We start from the raw sequence: 18,228 nt of genomic DNA on the forward strand, positions 1-18,228 counted from the left end.
GAAAAAGTTAAGAGGGAGTTGTACTCCCAATACATACAAAATAAAATATGCTTAAAGAGATTATTGGAATAGCGAAGGAAGCCGGTCAGGCGATGCTGGAAATTTATCACGATGCGCAGGATGTGGAGATTAGCCGTAAGGATGATGATTCTCCCCTTACCAAGGCTGATTTGGCTTCGCACCATATTATTGTTGATGCGCTTAAAGAGCTCGATCCCGAAACTCCCATCATTTCGGAAGAATCAGGTATTCCAGATTATGAGGATCGCAAAGATTGGGGCAAGTTTTGGATTGTAGATCCGCTGGACGGTACCAAAGAGTTTATCAAAAAGAATGGCGAATTTACGGTTAATATTGCACTGATAGATGACGGGGTTCCGGTGTTGGGCGTAGTGTACGTCCCAGATAAAGAGACGACCTATTATGCTGAGAAAGGGAAAGGTTCTTTTAAACAAGTTGGGGCCGATTCTCCGCAGCGAATTTTTTCATCTGCCAGTCATAAAGATGATGAGCTGACTGCTGTTCAAAGTCGGTCGCATGGGTCCGATAAATTGGTACAGCAGCTCAAAAAGCAGGGGTTGACGGTCAAAGAAACGGTTCCAGCAGGGAGCTCAATCAAGTTTTGCCTGGTGGCTGAAGGTAAAGCAGATATTTATCCGCGCATGGGCCCAACGATGGAATGGGATGTGGCGGCCGGCGACGCGGTATATCGTTACTCGGCGCGCGAAGGGGTTCATGAATCGCCGTTGACCTATAACAAGCCGGATTTAAAGAATGGTAGCTTTTTGATTGGACTTATTAAAAATGTTGAATTTTGAGTGTTGTGAACGACTGTAGACCAAGGACGGATGACCGGTGCAGAAGTAGAAAGTTTGTAAGGTGTTGGTTAATAGATGGTCTAATAGATAAAGACGGTTGACCGATGACCGTTAATCAACCTTTAAATTTAGACCTGACTACTCATGACATATAAGTTTGAAAAATTAGAGGTTTGGGAGCTTGCAATGAAATTTAATGCTCTTTCTTATACTATTGCAGGTACATTGCCAGATCATGAAAAGTATAACCTGACATCACAGTTAAAAAGAGCTTCAACATCAATAGCCTTAAATATTGCTGAAGGATCTACCGGACAAAGTAATGCAGAACAATCTCGGTTTTTATCCTTTGCTATTCGTTCGCATGTTGAGGTTGTAGCTTGTATCAGGTTAATTCAAGAACGTAACTATATAGATTCAAACACCGAATTGATGAATAGGTTTGAAGAGTTGGGAGCTGAATTATTTGCAAAACTCAATGCATTTAAAAGAGCAATAAAATAGCCGGTCGATAGTCACTTGTCGTCTGTCTTTGTTTAAAATTTAAATTATTAGATAAGAAGTGGATTTATGAATAGTAATAAAATGTCACTAAAACCTACTGTCCTTTGGTTTACGGGGTTATCGGGATCGGGGAAGAGTACGATATCAGAAAAAGTATATGCCCGGCTAAAAGACCAGGGGTATGAGGTTGAGCATTTGGATGGGGATGCTGTTCGGGAAGTGTTTCCCCAAACGGGGTTTTCAAAAAAAGAACGGGATGATCACGTAAAACGAGTAGGCTTTATCGCCAGTTTGTTGCAGAAACATGGTGTTTTTGTAGTGGCTTCGTTTATTTCTCCTTATCAGGATGCCCGAGACTTTGTCCGCAATATGTGCCAGGACTTTACCGAAATTCATATTTCTACTCCGCTTGAAGTTTGTGAAGAGCGGGATGTGAAAGGACTATACGAGAAGGCGAGAAAGGGAGAGATCGATAACTTTACCGGTATTAGTGATCCGTATGAAGAGCCAGAAAATCCAGAATTGCGAATCGATACTACTGATATTACGCCTGAAGAGGGAGTACAGCGGGTATTTGAATATTTGCGTGAGAAAAGTTGACGGTCGACGAAGGACCGAAGACCGTGATTAGGTGATTGGGTTATAACGTGACGGAGTTGCAAAGTGGCAAAGTTGTGAAGAGACGGATGAGTGATGACCGAGGACCGACCTGTCATTTCGACCGGAGGCTGGGGGTTTGAGCCAGAATGGAGAAATCTTTGTTTTTTGACCCACCCCAAACCCCTCCTTATGACTATGGAGGGGCTTAAAAATCGTGAAGTTGTTATCTGAAGTGACTACGTGATTGGGTTATTAAGTTACTGGGTGAGGGGGGGACAAAGATGCAAAGTGACAGAGCTGCAAAGTGTTTTCATGGGATACAATTCTCTTATAACTTTAGAGAGCCTGTTGTGATGACTATTCAAAAACAGTTACGAATTCCCTTATCTGATAAAATCCAATAGTCATTGGGTTTTAAAATTCTTACTTTAAGCCGTTTTAGTTTTACTGAAAAATAAAATCAACAAATGCATTTATATAAACTGAATCACATCCGGCAATTGGAGTCGGAATCTATTCATATTTTCAGGGAGGTCGCTGCCCAGTTTGAGAATCCCGTCCTGATGTTTTCCGGAGGGAAGGATTCTATTACGATGGCGCGTTTGGCTCAAAAGGCATTCTGGCCCGGAAAAATTCCTTTCCCTTTTTTACATGTAGATACGGGACATAATTTTGACGAGACCATTGAATTTCGTGATCAATTGATGGATGATCTGGGCGTTGAACTTATTGTAGCTCACGTGCAGGACATGATTGATTCTGGAAAAGTGAAAGAACCCAAAGGTCCCAATCCAAGTCGCAATAAGTTGCAGATCCCGACTTTGCTGAATGCGTTGGAAGAGCATGGTTTTGATGCCGCTTTTGGCGGGGCACGTCGTGATGAGGAAAAAGCACGGGCCAAAGAACGGTTTTTCTCCCACCGTGATGAATTTGGGCAGTGGGATCCCAAGAACCAGCGTCCGGAGTTATGGAATTTGTATAACGGCAATAAAAATCACGGAGAGCATTTTCGGGTATTTCCGCTGAGTAACTGGACGGAGATGGATGTATGGCAGTATATTGCTTCCGAAGGGATTGATATTCCCAGCTTGTATATGGCGCATACCCGTGATGTGGTTGAACGCGAAGGGACCTATCTGGCAAAATCGCGTTTTATTACCTTGTCGGATGATGAGGAGTATGAGGAACGTCAAATTCGATTTCGTACTATTGGCGATATGACGTGTACCGGTGCTTTTGAATCTGATGCCGATACGCTCCCTCAAATTATTGAAGAGGTGGCATCGGCTCGTATTACCGAGCGTGGTAACCGTACGGATGACAAAAAAGCTGAAGCAGCAATGGAAGAACGTAAGAAGCAGGGATACTTTTAGAGGGCAGTTCAAAGTGTTAAGTACTAAGTTTTAAGTGATGTCCTACCAATCATTCGAAGATTTAAATGTGTGGAAGCGTTCAACACGATTATCGGTTGAGCTTACCAATTATCTGAGTGATTGCAATGACTATGCTTTTAAGAACCAGGTATTAAGATCAGCGTTGTCTATTCCCTCTAATATAGCTGAAGGAGCTGAACGTCATTCAGAAAAAGAGTTTCGCTATTTTTTGAATGTTGCTAAAGGTTCTGCTGCCGAGCTTAGAACTCAATTATATGTCGGTATGGAAACAACACTTGTAGAGAAAGAGATAGCTCAAAAAATGATAAAAGAGTTGAAAGAACTTTCATCAATGTTACAAGGATTAATTAAAAGCTTAGATAAAAAACTTAACACTTAAAACTTGTTACTTAACACCTAACTTATCAGAAGTGATAGTAAGATTTTAATTTTTAAGATACTGAATAACCATAATGAGCACTGAAAAGAACGAAGCACAGAAATATTTAGATATGGATTTGCTCCGCTTTACGACGGCGGGCAGCGTGGATGATGGTAAAAGTACTTTGATTGGTCGCTTGCTATATGATTCGAAAGCTATTTTTGACGACCAGATGGAGAAGATTGAAGAATCCAGTCGTAAGAAGGGAGATGAATATACGAACCTGGCACTGCTTACCGATGGACTATCGGCCGAACGCGAGCAGGGCATCACCATTGATGTGGCATACCGCTATTTTTCCACGCCGAACCGAAAGTTTATTATTGCCGATACGCCCGGACATGTGCAATACACGCGAAACATGGTTACAGGGGCATCTACAGCCAATTTGGCTATTATTCTGGTGGACGCGCGTAATGGTGTGATTGAGCAAACTTGTCGACATTCGTTTATTTCTTCGCTATTAGGAATCAAGCACGTAGTACTATGTGTTAATAAGATGGATTTGGTGGATTACAGTGAGGAGCGATATAACGAAATCAAGCAGGAGTTTAAGACCTTCTCTTCCAAGCTTGATGTCCCAGATATTCATTATGTGCCCATTAGCGCCCTGTATGGTGATAACGTTGTGGATAAATCCGATAATATGCCGTGGTACGGAGGGTCGACGCTGTTGTATACACTCGAAAACGTGCAGGTAGGTAGTGATTATAATCACGTTGACAGCCGTTTTCCCGTGCAGTGGGTTACACGTCCGCAATCTACCGACTATCCCGATTACCGTGGTTATGCCGGGCAAGTTGCCGGTGGCGTTTTTAAACCCGGTGATGAAGTTATTGCATTGCCCTCCGGATTTACCAGCAAAATTGACAAGATTCAAACCTTTGAGCAGGATGAAGAGGAAGCTTTTTCTCCGATGTCGGTAACGATGACTTTGGAAGACGATATTGATATCTCCCGCGGGGATATGATTGCCAAACCTGACAACCAGCCTACTGTGGGACAAGATATTGAGATGATGGTCTGCTGGCTAAATAAAGAGCCGCTTGATCCTAATGGAAAGTACGCTATCAAGCATACCACCAAAGAGGCGCGATGCATTGTCAAGGATGTGAAATACAAAGTAAACATCAATACGCTGCACCGCGTGGAAGGGGATAAGGAGATTGGGCTTAATGATATCGGACGTATTAAAATCCGAACAACGAAGCCGCTCTTTTATGATTCCTATAAACGCAATCGCAAGACGGGCAGTATTATTCTTATTGATGAATATACCAATGAAACTGTTGGAGCAGGGATGATTCTTTAAGGGCAGTTACTTAGTGATTAAGTAACAAGGTAACAGAGCTGCAAAGAGACAGAGTGGCAAAGGACTGACGACCGGTGACGGAGGATCGATCTGTCATTTCGACCGGAGGCTGTGGTTTTGAGCCGGAGTGGAGAAATCTTTGTTTTTTGCCCCACCCTAAATCCCTCCCCACGAGTAGGGAGGGACTTTTAAACCGTGAAGTTTTTTGGAGTGACTAAGTAACTGAGTAATAAAGATGCAAAGTGACAAAGGATTAAAACTCATGAGGTTGGTACTGGTAATTCCCCTTGGAGAAGGGGATTGACGTGAGGGCTACGTTTGGTAACTTCCAATTTTCTCGTGCTGTAGCTCTACTGTGGCATAGCTTTAGGTTTGGAGATGCCCCTTTTTTCTTGATAAAAAGGGGACTAAAAAAATCAAGGCTGAGAATAATCTACCCATTCCAGATCAGCGGATTGAATAAATTCGATGGACCGTTGCATGGTTGCCTGTGAAGGAAAGGGGCACCGGTGCGAATTTATTCCGGGCATCCGCTGACCTACACATATTATTCGTAGGCCGGGTTATAAGACTGTAAAGCATATTTCTCTTGATGCATCCCGTCCCCAAACGTTTTAAAACCAAACTCCTGTACAAAGTTGTGAGTGAGCTGTACGTACGATTAATATTTTGACCCACCCCAAACCCCTCCCTATAACTATGGAGGGGCTTTTGTTTATGAGATAATTAAGAACATTTTTCCCCTTGGAGAAGGGGATGCAGGGGATTGAAAAACAGTGATTAGGTGACCCATCCCCGGCCCTTCCCTAACAATTAGGGAAGGGGGAAACCCGTGAAAGTAGCAATTGGAAATCCCTCTACTATGTTTGGTGTTACTTCGTAGAGCAAGCTTAATCCCTTTCTATAAGTATGGAGGTGCTTTTTAAAACCGCATTCTTTTTCATGGTGAAAGTTACAGGTTGAAGGTTCACTTAGAAGCATCTATGTGATGACGTTTCAGAGTTACAAGTGTAAAGTGACCGACGACGGTGTTTGAGGTTAAGGGTTTTATTTTGACCGGTGTTGGCCTGAAGGGGGCTGGGATAGTGAGTGGATTCGAAAGGCAGGAGAGGGTTAAAAAATAAATTTATTTTGTAACAAGTATCTTCCAGCCTACTCTTGTCTGCAAATCAAATAAAAATCATCAATTGAAAAAAATATAAAACTTGAATCAAGAACGTGGACGTAGTTTCCAATTGCGTCCATCATAAACAAATAAAACCCGGTACCGGAGAGACGCTGCTTTGCCTATCGCGAAACGGGCTCGGTACGGACCGGCCAACCATAACTAAAACAATAGACTATATGTCTTTAGAGTATTATTTAGTTCCGAACCATATCACTGATAATCCCAATGACTATAGAGCTGTTAGTCGTAATTCTAATAGTTATACTATTGAGGATGTGTACAAGCAGATGACCCGAGAAGGATCTACCGTCACCAAAGCGGAAGCCCTTGCGGTGTTCGAGGAAATCACACAGGCTATTTCAAACATTCTTGAAGAAGGTCATTCAGTGGTGACGCCATTGGTGAATATTTCATCAAGTGTTACCGGTGTTTTTGACGAAGAGGAGGATCCGTTTGATGCTGACCGGCATAAGGTACAGTTAAATATCAACTCGGGTGTGAGGCTCAGAAACCTGACAGCCTCTATAAAACCTACTCGCATAGAAGGATCGGAGCCGGCACCCGATATCAAATATCTGCATGATAATGTATCAGGGACGAGAAGTGAGCTGCTTACCCCACAAGGTGGAGCTCGCATTAAAGGTTCTCTGCTCAAGTTTGATGAGGAAGATAATCAGCAAGGCATCTTCTTTATTAATACCCAAGACGGTACCGAACACCGGGTAGAACGTTCTCCGCTGCGCAATATGCCGAAAGAGCTCATCTTTACGCTTCCGGACCTTCCTGCGGGTGAATACCGGCTGGAGGTTCGCAGCATCCTAAACGGCACTACCACCATACGATCAGGTATCCTTTCAACTCCCTTGGTGGTAGAAGCTACTCCATAGTATATCGTCAGTATCCTTATAAGGGGACTATCACTCCCCTTAGTATGTCGGTGACACGCTCCTTATAAGGAGAGCAACACCGGCCTTATAAGGACAATATCACTGGCCTTATAATGACAATGTTACAAACAGTAAAAATTACCTGTCGGGGCTGGCGGCCCGGCAGGTTTACTATTAATCAAAAATCAGGAGATAAGAGATGAATATTCATAATGATTCATATAATTATTCTTATAAAACCGAAGAACGTACGGCCCTGGTGCTGCCGGGCGGAGGAGCCAAAGGGGCTTTCCAGGCAGGGGTACTGCAGGTATTGCGCGAGCAGGGATTCACCTACGATGTTATCAGCGGCATCAGCGTAGGTTCACTGAACGGAGCCATGTTGGCTACCGATCAGTTTGAGACCATGATTGAGGTGTGGAAGCAACTTACACCGAAACAGATATACCGAAAAAAGACGCTGGCCGGGCTGGCCCGCCGATACCTGCAATACAAAATTGGACTGGGCAAACCGCCCGTTTCCAAATACGACAACGAGCCGCTGCACAGCCTGTTGCGGAAGCACCTGAACGGTCGGCCGACTACCGTGCCTTTCACCTTTGGCTACGTGAAGCTGGAAACCGGACGATATATACGCGCCTCCATTCCTCATCAAGAGCCGCATACCATCAACGAAGAAGAGATCTGCCGCATTCTGGCATCTACGGCCATCCCGGCAGTATTCAACCCGGTATCAGTCAATGGTTACCAATGTGTAGACGGCGGACTCCGCGATATTTCGCCCATCCGCGAAGTACTGCCGTATAACCCGCACCGCGCCATTATTATCCCCACTAAACCTACGGATGGCCTGCCGCGTCCGGTAAAAAGCCGTGATATCATCGACATCGCCTTCCGCTCGATCGATATCATGATGGATGAAATCTTCTATGAGGATATCGCCCGCTTCCTGACGATCAATAACTTGGTACGTCAGGCAGAAGATGAGGGCGTCGAGCTGCGCCACCGTACCGGACGCATCTACCGGCATGTTCATCCGCTGATTATTGCTCCCAAAGAGCCGCTGGGGGATGCGATGGATTTCAGCAACGATAACGTTCGCCGCCTGATGCAGGTTGGGCGCGACCGAGCACGCGAGGTGCTGTCGATGGAGCCGTATCCGAAACCGATGATTTTGTTTCGGGAAGCCCTGTAGAAGGGGATCAGTTCGGCGGATTGTGGAATTCATACCCTTATTATGCCCCCGACCCCTCCCTAATGGTTTAGGGAGGGGAGGGTATGAAATCAAAACGTGTTATTTCATTAAAAAAAGGTGGCAGAAGTGAATGTTATCAATCCTCCTGACCTCCTTCTCCCGCCGAATTACTCGGGGCAGGCAAGGAGGAACTCTTACACTTTGAGATTAGGCTTAAGACCAAATAGAGGCTTCAAAAAAATCCCTCTTGGAGAAGAGGGATTAAGGGAGATTGATTTGTAAAACATCATACTATCATAATCAAAAATTAGAGACATACTATGAGCAACCAACAAGAGGTACATTTCTTTGTATTCAATATCCGCCTGCTTACCGACCGGGAGCGCATGCCGGCCACTTACACGCGTCTGTTCCATACGTTGCATTGGCTGCGCAAGCCGGAGCCGATTCGCAAATCCCGTTGCTACATGATGCTTGCTTCGATGGAGGAGTGCTATATTGCCGGAACACCAGTGCTAAAGGGATACCTTGGCAAGTTCTGCGAAGAGCATAGCCATCAGTGGTATGATTTCAATCCATGTGAAGCCGAAAAACAATCCGGTGCCCAGATACCCTGTCCCAATTTTCGGGTCATAGAATACCTATTTATTCCGGCCCTGCATCGCTTTTGCCTGCTAATGCGCCTCGATAAGTTATCCCTTTCGATGGTGGGGAAGTTTCTGAAGGCAGAACTCAACCGGGCCGCTCGGAAGGATGAAGAGGTGCACGTTACGTTAGAGAAATCCCCGAAATTTCTTGAGGATATCTTTAGTGCCCGCGACATCCTTGATATTACGTTTCATGTCTCATTCAGCAATCAGGATCTCAATGACGAGTACACCACCCTTGTAGACAATCAGCTGAGGGATGCGGAGGTTGAGCACCTGGAGATCCGCGGACGAGCGCGGGATGGCAAGAGCGTAGACCTGAAGAAAAGCGAGTTTCTGATGGGGGCCGCCGGGCTGGTGCCGAGCAACGGTCGCGCTTCGGTGCAGATTGTAAACGGCAAGGGAGAAAAGAAGACGGTAGATACTTCTAACTACCCGCGCATCTTCCAAATTCGCTGCGGTGAAGGAGAGAAGGCAGCGGCGGTGGTCCATCATATGATGAAAACATATGGGCGGCGCAATGAAGTATAATAGCCAACTTCCAAAACAAATAAAGCGGTTGCGGGCCCGGCACCAGTCGGGTGCCCGTGACCTGTTCCGGTTGTATCCAAAGAATAAATTAAAACAGACCCTGGGTATTCCCCTGGCGGTTAGTGCAGCGATCATGGGCATACTGCTGTGGGTAGGCTTGCCGGCTCGAGATATGCTGCTCGGGCTTATCGATCTGGCCCTGCGTATCTTCCCTGACATGCAGGCCGTGCTGCTGGCCGGCTTCGGCATATTCTTTGGGCTTCGCGACCGCGCATTTCTGAGAAAAACCACAGTAGATGAAGGGGGACTGACGCTCTATCAAAAAGTTATTTTCGCCTTTACCTTTACGCTGGTGCTGCAATCAATGACCCTTATGACCGCCTTCCTGTTTCAGCTGTTTTCGAAGGTGTATATCGACTGGGTAGCCCCGGCATACAGACTGATAAATAATATAGGATTCGGATTATTAATGCTTCTTATCTTGGTTTCGCTGTTTTCGATTTACCAGATGGTGATGATCATCTTTGGGCTGGCACAAAACTATCACCTGCATTTGGTGTTGAGGAAGAGGCAGCGAAGCTGCCGACGGTTGAGGGACGACCGATGACGGCTTAAAAGCAGTGAATGGTGATTAGGTGATTAAGTGACAAAGTTGCAGAGTGCCAAAGCTGTGAAGAGACGGATGATGGGTGACCGAGGACCGTTATTACTTCGGTATCTCGTTACAATGCTCAGCGTTGTAACGAAGGAACTGGCTTATAATCTTTGGTGTAGTTTATATTAATCCATTCATTTTTGTAATTAAGAACGTTTGGAGATGCCCCTTTTTTCTTGATAAAAAAGGGACTAAAAAATCAAGGCTGAGAATAATCTAAGCGTTTCGGACAACGGATTGAATAAATTCGATGGTCCGTTATAGGGGGTACCTATTAATGGAAGAACCACCGGTGCGAATTTATTCCGGGCATCCGCTGCCCTGCACAGATTATTCGTAGGCCCGGTTAGAAAACCTTGAAATGGGCAGGAGTAATTCCCCTCTCGAGAGGGGTGGGCTGCCACGAAGTGGCGGCTCGGGGTGTGTTGGGTAGGTTGAATGTTGAAAGTTTCAGGTTGAAGGTGCAATTAAAAGCAGTGTCATTCTGAACGAAGTGAAGAATCTCCTGCCATTGGGTTCGCGTAGGATTAAAGGACTGACGACGGTTGACGGAGGACCGAGGACAGGTGACGGGTGCCAATCCGTTTGGATCTGTGCCAACAGTCGCGAAAAGAACAGCAAATACAGCTTTCTAAAAGATCGATATTTCCTTACTTTAAGCGACTGTTGAGATAGCCTCACTGATATGACTTGATTTAGGGATCAAGGTTGAGGTTAAGAAGAGAGGCATAGTTAATTGTTGAAGGTTACATGTTGAATGTTGAAAGTTAACCTTCAACCTATGACGTTCAACCTGAATACAATTGAATTACTTTTTACTTGCAATAAACTATAATAAGAACTACTAAATAATTCGCAGCGCTGAGCAACGAAAACCCACATAACGAGCATCACGATCCTCAACCTCGGAAAGGGCAAAGGCCCCAAAACCCACCGCCCCAAGGCTATTACGGCGGCCCACCCGAATACGGCTACCAACCCATCGAAGAAGATGAAATAGACCTGATAGAGCTGGCGCAGACATTCTGGAATGAACGTATTCTTATCGCCAAGATTACCGGGGCTTTTTTAGTGTTAGGTTTACTAATCGCCCTTTTTAGCCCCAAAGAATATTCTACCGAAGCCACGCTTATGCCCGAAAGCCAATCGGCCCAAAGTGGGGCTGCTGGTTTGTTGCAGCAATATGGAGGCATGCTGGGGATCAGTGGGGGACAGCTAAGTGGCGGACAGGAAGGTTCTATTCCCCCGCAGCTGTATCCGAATATTGTGCAGAGTTTGCCCTACCAGGTAGAACTGATGAATACAAAAATCTATTTTTCGAGGTATGATACCACCGCCACGGTGCATGCCTTTTTTAATGAAATTCATTCCCCTTCATTATTTGGGTATATCGGGAAGTTTACTATTGGTTTGCCCGGCAAGATTGCTGGGTTATTTGAAGAAGAGCAGGAAGATCGTCCGCTGCCACAGAAAGTAGATCGCGAAGCAGTATTATCGCTATCGAAAGAACAGATGGAAACGGTAAAGACACTACGCGAAAGGCTTTCAATTTCGGTGGATCAGGAAACAGGAATATTAACGCTGACAAGTGAGTTCCCCACCCCTCGGGCCGCAGCAGAGGTGGGACAGAAAGGGATTCAGTTACTGCGGAAAAATGTTGAAGAATATCGTACCGAAAAGGCCCGACAAAATCTGCAGTTTGTACAAGAGCAGGTGCAGGAAGCTAAAAAGCGTTTTGAAGAAGTACAGAGCAGGCTGGCAGAGTTTCGGGACAGTAATATAAATTTAGCGACGGCTAAGGCGCAGAGTCGAGAACAGGAATTGCAGTCGCAGTACGACCTGACCTTTAATTTATATAATTCTCTTGCCCAGCGACAGGAACAGGCAAAACTGGACCTGCAGGAGGAGACACCGGTGCTTTCGGTGTTGGAACCGGTGAGCGTTCCGTTGGAGGATAATACTTCGGGACTACTTGTTTTGATCGTATCTGGGATGTTGGGCGGTATTATTAGTTTGGGTTGGGTGTTGCTGAGCAGTTGGTGGAGAAGCGAGCAGGTTCGTTTTGAGTAGTATTCTTACTCACAGGTTGGATATTGAAATTTAAAGGTTAGAAAACTATTTGGCTGAATGTTAGATAAGAAGTCGAAAATTTATATTGCCGGCCATCGAGGCATGGTCGGATCGGCTGTAAAGCGAAAGCTGGAACAGGAGGGATATGAGAATCTTCTTTACAGAACCAGTTCTGAGTTAGATCTCTGCAATCAACAGGCCGTAAAACAGTTCTTTGAAGAAGAGCACCCCGATGTGGTTGTAGACGCTGCGGCCCGAGTTGGAGGGATATTAGCTAATGATGAATACCCGTGGCAATTTCTATATGAAAATTTAGAGATACAGAATAATATTATAGCGGCTTCACACCAGCAAGATATTAGCAAACTTATTTTTTTGGGCAGTTCTTGTATTTATCCAAAGCATACCGCCCAGCCGATGAGTGAAGATGCGTTATTGACCGGTGAGTTGGAGCCAACTAACCAATGGTATGCCATTGCCAAGATTGCAGGCGTAAAAATGGTAGAGGCTCTGCGGCGCCAGTATAATCGTAATTATGTATCACTGATGCCGACGAACCTGTACGGCCCCCATGATAATTTTGATTTGGAAACCTCGCATGTGCTACCGGCTATGATTCGAAAGTTCCATGAGGCTAAAGAAGAAGGTAATCGTCCCGTACCGTTGTGGGGAACCGGCACACCAATGCGCGAATTTTTGCATGTGGATGATGTAGCCGATGCGGTGTTCTTTACGCTGAAGAACCAGATGGAGCACGATCTGTATAATGTAGGAACAGGTAGGGATATCACAATCAAAGATTTGGCACTGTTGATACAGGATATCATTGGTCACGAAGGAAATATCAACTGGGATACTTCTAAGCCGGACGGTACGCCCAGAAAACTGATGGACGTGAGCCGTATGAACGAGGCAGGCTGGACGTATAATATAGAGTTAGAAGATGGTATTCGATCGACGTATGAATGGTATTTAGAGTATGAAGATGAAATTAAGGAAGTGGAAATTGAACCTTAAAAGACTCCCTTTGAAGAGGGGTCTGGGGATAACTCCTACAATTATTGATTATTTGTTCTTTAAAAGTTTTATAGTATGCCTTTTGGCTTAATCTAAAAGATCAAGACTTTGAATTTTGAATTCAGCTTCAGCCTTCAAGATCCATGCATTTTTGTGATCCACATACATATTGAGATTGATATAAAATACTTATCGGTATTAAATGCATAAACGCATCTTTTGACCTTTGCTCAAAATTTTTATGTCGAATTTGAAACCTTGAAAAAGGTAATAACTGTTAATTCATACTTTTGAAAGTGTCAAAACGAAACTGGAGAAATTTCTGTCTGACGAGGTGCTAATATAGAATGGTATCAGCGTTGATGAATAAAATCAGCACCGAGGAGTTAAAATTCTCTTGAGTTTTACGAACCTTTTGGGTCAAGCGAAAAGGCGGCAAGAAAAGATTTTTAGAAAATTTTAAATAAATACTACAACGTGAGTGCATCAAGAAATAAAACAGCACTAATAACCGGAGTCACCGGACAGGATGGCTCGTACTTAGCCGAATTACTATTGAATAAAGGCTACGAAGTTCATGGCATAAAGCGAAGAGCTAGTCTCATTAAAACGGACCGTGTAGATCACCTGTACCACGATCCACATTACGAAGGGTTGCCTTTTTATTTGCACTACGGTGATTTGACCGACTCTTCTAACCTGACCCGCATTATTCAGGAGACCCAACCCGATGAAGTTTATAATCTCGCGGCCCAAAGCCACGTGGGGGTGTCCTTTGAATCGCCGGAATATACCGCTGATGTAGATGCCATGGGGGTGTTGAGACTGTTGGAAGGAATTCGCATTCTTGGACTAGAAAACAAAACCAAATTTTATCAGGCTTCGACTTCTGAGCTCTATGGAAAAGTGCAGGAGATGCCTCAAAACGAAGATACCCCTTTTTATCCACGTTCCCCCTATGCTGCTGCGAAACTCTATGCTTACTGGATTTGCAAGAACTATCGTGAAGCCTACGATATGTTTGCAGTAAACGGAATTTTGTTTAACCACGAGTCACCACGAAGGGGCGAAACCTTTGTGACCCGAAAGATTACCCGGGCAGCGGTGCGTATAGCAACCGGACAGCAAAAGAAACTCTTTCTTGGAAACCTTGATGCCAAGCGTGACTGGGGACATGCGAAAGACTACGTGCGTGGCATGTGGCTGATGCTTCAGCGGGAAGAACCGGAAGACTTTGTGTTGGCAACCGGAGAAACAACGAAAGTTAGAGAGTTTTGCGAAATGGCATTCAGCTATCTCGGTATTGATCTCAAATGGGAAGGTGAGGGAGTCGATGAAAAAGGAGTTATTGATTCTGTTGATAAAGAACAGTTTTCAAATATTACCAAGCTTTCAACTTCAAAGCTTGAACTTTCAAAAGGCAAAGCAATTATCGAAGTCGACTCCCAGTATTTTCGGCCGACCGAAGTAGATGTTTTGTTGGGAAATGCCTCAAAAGCCAGAGAAAAATTGGGTTGGGAAGTCAACTATTCTATTGATGATTTAGTTCAGGATATGGTTAAAATGGATATGAAAAATATAGCTCTATAATCTATAAATAGTTATTAAAATATAGTTGAAGAATTTGTTACCAGATTTTTTTCAGACTTTATTAAAAGGAAAGGATTTAAAGAGTTCTATTTTTAAAGGGTCCCTTGGTAGTTTTTTTATACAGTTTGGTAATGCTATTTTGGGCTTTTTATTGGGAGTTGTTCTTGCAAGATTGCTTGGTGCTGAAAGTTATGGTAATTATGTATATGTATATGCATTAATTTCAACTTTGGCAATGCCAACTCAATTAGGCTTACCAAACTTATTAGTCCGTTTTGTCGCACAATACCAAGCAAATGAAGAATGGGGGAAATTGAAAGGACTAATCAAATGGAGCAATTGGGCTGTATTTGTGTTGTCTATAACAATGATAGGAGGTACTTATTTTGTTTTAAGGGTACTTTCTTTAACTACAGAACGACTTTCTACACTTCATTGGGGTTTATTATTATTACCAATCATAGCTTTGGGAGCACTTCGTGGGGCAGCTTTACGAGGATTACGATATGTTGTTCTAGGTAAATTGCCTGATAAGATTCTAAGGCAAGCTTTTTTAGTAATAATGGTACTCGGGTACTTCTATTTTTTTAATAGAAGTATTTATGCCGATAATGCAATGATGCTACATGTTATATCAGCACTCGTAGTTTTTCTTATAGGAACTTTTTGGTTATGGCAAAAGCTTCCATCTAAGGTATTTAGTTCTGATACAGAATATTTAAGTCGAAAATGGATTTCAATTGCCATACCTTTTTTATTAACAGGAGGGATGTTTGTCTTAAATAATAAGGTGGATATTTTAATGCTGGGATGGTTTAAAAGTTCTGAGAATGTTGGAGTATATGAAATAACGGTCAAAGCTTCTTCTTTAGTAGCATTTAGTCTGTTGGCGATGAATGCTGTATTAGCGCCATATTTTTCAAAATTTTATACTGAGGGAAAAAATAAAGTTCTCAAAAAGATAGCCACGTGGGGCGTATTTATAAGTTTGGGTGTATCAGTACCTGTTGCAATCTTTTTGTCATCCTTCGGTTATGAAATTCTTAGCTTTTTTTTTGGGGCTGAGTTTGCAACAGGTCACGTCACACTCATATTACTTTGTATAGGACAGTTAATAAATGTAGGGGCGGGATCAATAGGCTTGCTGTTAAATATGACAGGATATGAAAAGCTAGTTTTAAAAGGGGTGGCAATTTCTACAGTTTTGAATATTATTTTAAATTTATTTTTAATTCCAAATCATGGAATGGAAGGAGCAGCACTTGCTACTATTGTTACATTTTTTATATGGAATTTTATTTTGGTTTACTGGGGAATTAAATATTTAAATGTGAATACTTCAATATTTTCATTGAAGATATTATTTGATTAAATAATTAGAGAATGCATAAAGAAATCCGTCCAATATTTATATTTTCACTTCCTAGGTCTGGGTCTACACTGTTACAACGAACCCTTGCTTCACACCCTATGGTATCTACAACGGCTGAGACGTGGTTCTTACTTCCGTTGATTTATATGTCAAAAGATAATGGTGTTAAAACAGAGTATGGTTATTCAAAATTCAGAAAAGGATTTAATGATTTTAGAAACCAAATTGATGCGGATAATAAAGCTTCCTATCAAAGGCTATTAAGACAGTTTGTATTGAATAACTATAAGTTGGCTTCGAATAATAATGCTATCTATTTTTTAGATAAAACTCCCAGATACAGTTTAATATGTGACCAAATTATAGAAATGTTCCCCCATGGAAAGTTTATCTTTTTATGGAGGAACCCGTTAGCTGTTATTTCTTCTATGATTGAATCTTGGGGGAAAGGTAGATGGAATGTCTATAAATATTACATCGATTTATTTGATGGATTGAATAATTTGATAAATACATGTAGTGATAATGAACATCAAATATTTCAAATTAAATATGAAGACCTTGTAAGTAATCCAGAAATACATATTAAGGAGATACTTCAATATTTGAACTTGGAATACACTTCTAACTTACTTAGTGAATTTAATGATATTGATTTTACTGGTAGGATGGGTGATCAAACTGGTACAGATAAGTATTCCGAAATATCAGTTGACTCAATTGAAAAGTGGAGACGAACTTATAATACTCATGTAAGAAAAAAATGGGCGTATAAATACTTGGATAATATTGGAGAAAAAAACTTAAATAAGATTGGGTACTCTATTTCAGAATTAAAAAATGGTTTGAATGTTTGCCCAAACCATTTTTTTAGGTTACCCTCTGATATTATCAGGATTGGATATGGTATAACTAAACAAAAAATTAAATCTATAATTCTTAATAATGCATAATACGATACTTTTACACAATAGCCATTGGGCTAACAATATCGGTAATTCTTTTTTTACACTTGGAGTCAAGTATATCTTAGAAAATACATTTGAAGACTCCAAAGTAATACAGACAGATCAGCTTTCGACTTTAGCATGGCACCAACCAAGGTTTTTGATAGAAAAAAATGATCTAAAATATCCAAGTTATTCTGAACCTGATTGGTTTGTTTTATCTGGTCCAATGTTCCAGAAAAAACCAATGAATAAATTAATTCCTGTATTTGAAAGGGTGTTTTCAAATAACGATAAAACGAAGTTAATCATAATGAATGCTGGTAGCATAGGTTATGATAAGGAGGAGGTAAAGTATTGCAGGTCTGTTTTAAAGAAATATAATCCATATTTATTTACAACAAGGGATGAATTTACTTACGAACATTATGCTGATTTAGCAGAAAATAGCTATAACGGCTTTGATACCGCTTTTTTTTGTAGCGATTATTTTACGAAATATGAAACCCCAAAATTAGGAGATTATTGTACATTTACATTTGATAAAATTGTTGAGCCGAAAATTAATTTAAATGGGTTTGATGAAGAAGACAAGAATACTTGGAATAACTTAACTATAAATCATAGACTTAAATTACCTTTTCGCATAAATAAGTATTTTGATTTAATTAGAAATTTTCCTCAAGAATCAGCTGGAAGAAAAATTGTAAGACCAACTCATAAAATTCAAGGTAATAACTCAATTGAACTTTTTAGATTGCCCAATTCCTTTGTTTCTCAAACGCCTTTTGGGTATTTAAATTTATATGCTAATACTGATCTTACTATAAGTGATAGAGTTCATGCATGTATACCAACATTGGCTTTTGGAAATGCTGCAATGTTAATTTCTTCAACAAAAAGAAAAGCTCTTTTTTCTAGATTAAATTTAGATGATATAAATGGTAATATTATTAAAATAGATCAAAGTTACTTAAAAGAGGAAAAAGACAAATATCTAGATTATATGAAGAACTTATCTATATGACACCATACTACATTTCTCTTATTTATAAATACACGCAGGATGCATAGGCTATCGAAATCCCTTGAATCTGTAT

At 42.1% G+C, this 18,228-nt stretch carries 17 protein-coding genes; 16 read left to right on the forward strand and 1 reads right to left on the reverse strand.

Annotated elements, in window-relative coordinates:
• Positions 1-47 precede the first annotated feature (47 nt).
• From cysQ to AAFH98_RS08835, 10 genes are all read left to right on the forward strand, one after another.
• Positions 48-818, forward strand: coding sequence for a 3'(2'),5'-bisphosphate nucleotidase CysQ (gene cysQ / locus AAFH98_RS08790; protein ID WP_342522333.1), 771 nt, complete (start codon positions 48-50; stop codon positions 816-818).
• Between the two features lie 144 nt (positions 819-962).
• Positions 963-1,322, forward strand: a complete 360-nt coding sequence (locus tag AAFH98_RS08795) for a four helix bundle protein (protein WP_342522334.1) — start codon at positions 963-965, stop codon at positions 1,320-1,322.
• Between the two features lie 66 nt (positions 1,323-1,388).
• A complete protein-coding gene (gene cysC / locus AAFH98_RS08800) occupies positions 1,389-1,922 on the forward strand; it encodes an adenylyl-sulfate kinase (protein ID WP_342522335.1) in 534 nt (177 codons plus the stop codon).
• A 467-nt stretch (positions 1,923-2,389) separates the two neighbouring features.
• Entirely contained in the window at positions 2,390-3,295 is a 906-nt protein-coding gene (cysD, locus tag AAFH98_RS08805; RefSeq protein ID WP_342522336.1) for a sulfate adenylyltransferase subunit CysD, read from the forward strand.
• A gap of 37 nt (positions 3,296-3,332) precedes the next feature.
• A complete protein-coding gene (locus tag AAFH98_RS08810) occupies positions 3,333-3,695 on the forward strand; it encodes a four helix bundle protein (protein WP_342522337.1) in 363 nt (120 codons plus the stop codon).
• Between the two features lie 73 nt (positions 3,696-3,768).
• Entirely contained in the window at positions 3,769-5,049 is a 1,281-nt protein-coding gene (gene cysN / locus AAFH98_RS08815) for a sulfate adenylyltransferase subunit CysN (protein WP_342522338.1), read from the forward strand.
• 1,344 nt (positions 5,050-6,393) lie between these two features.
• Positions 6,394-7,104 (forward strand): DNA-binding domain-containing protein, encoded by a 711-nt coding sequence (locus tag AAFH98_RS08820; protein WP_342522339.1) that lies wholly within the window; start codon positions 6,394-6,396, stop codon positions 7,102-7,104.
• A 199-nt stretch (positions 7,105-7,303) separates the two neighbouring features.
• A complete protein-coding gene (locus AAFH98_RS08825; protein WP_342522340.1) occupies positions 7,304-8,299 on the forward strand; it encodes a patatin-like phospholipase family protein in 996 nt (331 codons plus the stop codon).
• A 320-nt stretch (positions 8,300-8,619) separates the two neighbouring features.
• On the forward strand, positions 8,620-9,477 hold the full coding sequence (locus AAFH98_RS08830; protein ID WP_342522341.1) for a DUF4747 family protein: 858 nt from the start codon (positions 8,620-8,622) through the stop codon (positions 9,475-9,477).
• On the forward strand, positions 9,467-10,084 hold the full coding sequence (locus AAFH98_RS08835) for a hypothetical protein (RefSeq protein WP_342522342.1): 618 nt from the start codon (positions 9,467-9,469) through the stop codon (positions 10,082-10,084). The genes AAFH98_RS08830 and AAFH98_RS08835 overlap by 11 nt, the downstream gene beginning before the upstream one ends.
• Before the next feature lie 892 nt (positions 10,085-10,976).
• Here the strand turns inward: AAFH98_RS08835 and AAFH98_RS08840 are convergent.
• Complete coding sequence (locus AAFH98_RS08840) at positions 10,977-11,156, reverse strand: hypothetical protein (protein ID WP_342522343.1); 180 nt, start codon at positions 11,154-11,156, stop codon at positions 10,977-10,979.
• 20 nt (positions 11,157-11,176) lie between these two features.
• Between AAFH98_RS08840 and AAFH98_RS08845 the strand changes: the two genes are divergently transcribed.
• The 6 genes from AAFH98_RS08845 (at position 11,177) to AAFH98_RS08870 (ending at position 18,155) form a co-directional block, all read left to right on the forward strand.
• On the forward strand, positions 11,177-12,202 hold the full coding sequence (locus AAFH98_RS08845; protein WP_342523458.1) for a hypothetical protein: 1,026 nt from the start codon (positions 11,177-11,179) through the stop codon (positions 12,200-12,202).
• A gap of 57 nt (positions 12,203-12,259) precedes the next feature.
• Positions 12,260-13,219, forward strand: coding sequence for a GDP-L-fucose synthase family protein (locus AAFH98_RS08850; RefSeq protein WP_342522344.1), 960 nt, complete (start codon positions 12,260-12,262; stop codon positions 13,217-13,219).
• Positions 13,220-13,696: 477 nt separating this feature from the next.
• Positions 13,697-14,809: a GDP-mannose 4,6-dehydratase gene (gene gmd, locus AAFH98_RS08855; protein ID WP_342522345.1), complete on the forward strand. Its 1,113-nt coding sequence runs from the start codon at positions 13,697-13,699 to the stop codon at positions 14,807-14,809.
• A 25-nt stretch (positions 14,810-14,834) separates the two neighbouring features.
• The gene (locus tag AAFH98_RS08860) at positions 14,835-16,181 is read left to right on the forward strand and encodes a flippase (RefSeq protein WP_342522346.1); all 1,347 of its coding nucleotides are present in this window, start codon (positions 14,835-14,837) and stop codon (positions 16,179-16,181) included.
• 11 nt (positions 16,182-16,192) lie between these two features.
• On the forward strand, positions 16,193-17,134 hold the full coding sequence (locus AAFH98_RS08865; RefSeq protein WP_342522347.1) for a sulfotransferase family protein: 942 nt from the start codon (positions 16,193-16,195) through the stop codon (positions 17,132-17,134).
• Complete coding sequence (locus tag AAFH98_RS08870) at positions 17,127-18,155, forward strand: polysaccharide pyruvyl transferase family protein (RefSeq protein WP_342522348.1); 1,029 nt, start codon at positions 17,127-17,129, stop codon at positions 18,153-18,155. The genes AAFH98_RS08865 and AAFH98_RS08870 overlap by 8 nt, the downstream gene beginning before the upstream one ends.
• Positions 18,156-18,228 lie beyond the last annotated feature (73 nt).

The sequence above is a fragment of the Fodinibius sp. Rm-B-1B1-1 genome, from assembly GCF_038594945.1.
In the GTDB taxonomy this organism is placed as follows: Bacteria; Bacteroidota; Rhodothermia; order Balneolales; family Balneolaceae; genus Fodinibius; species Fodinibius alkaliphilus.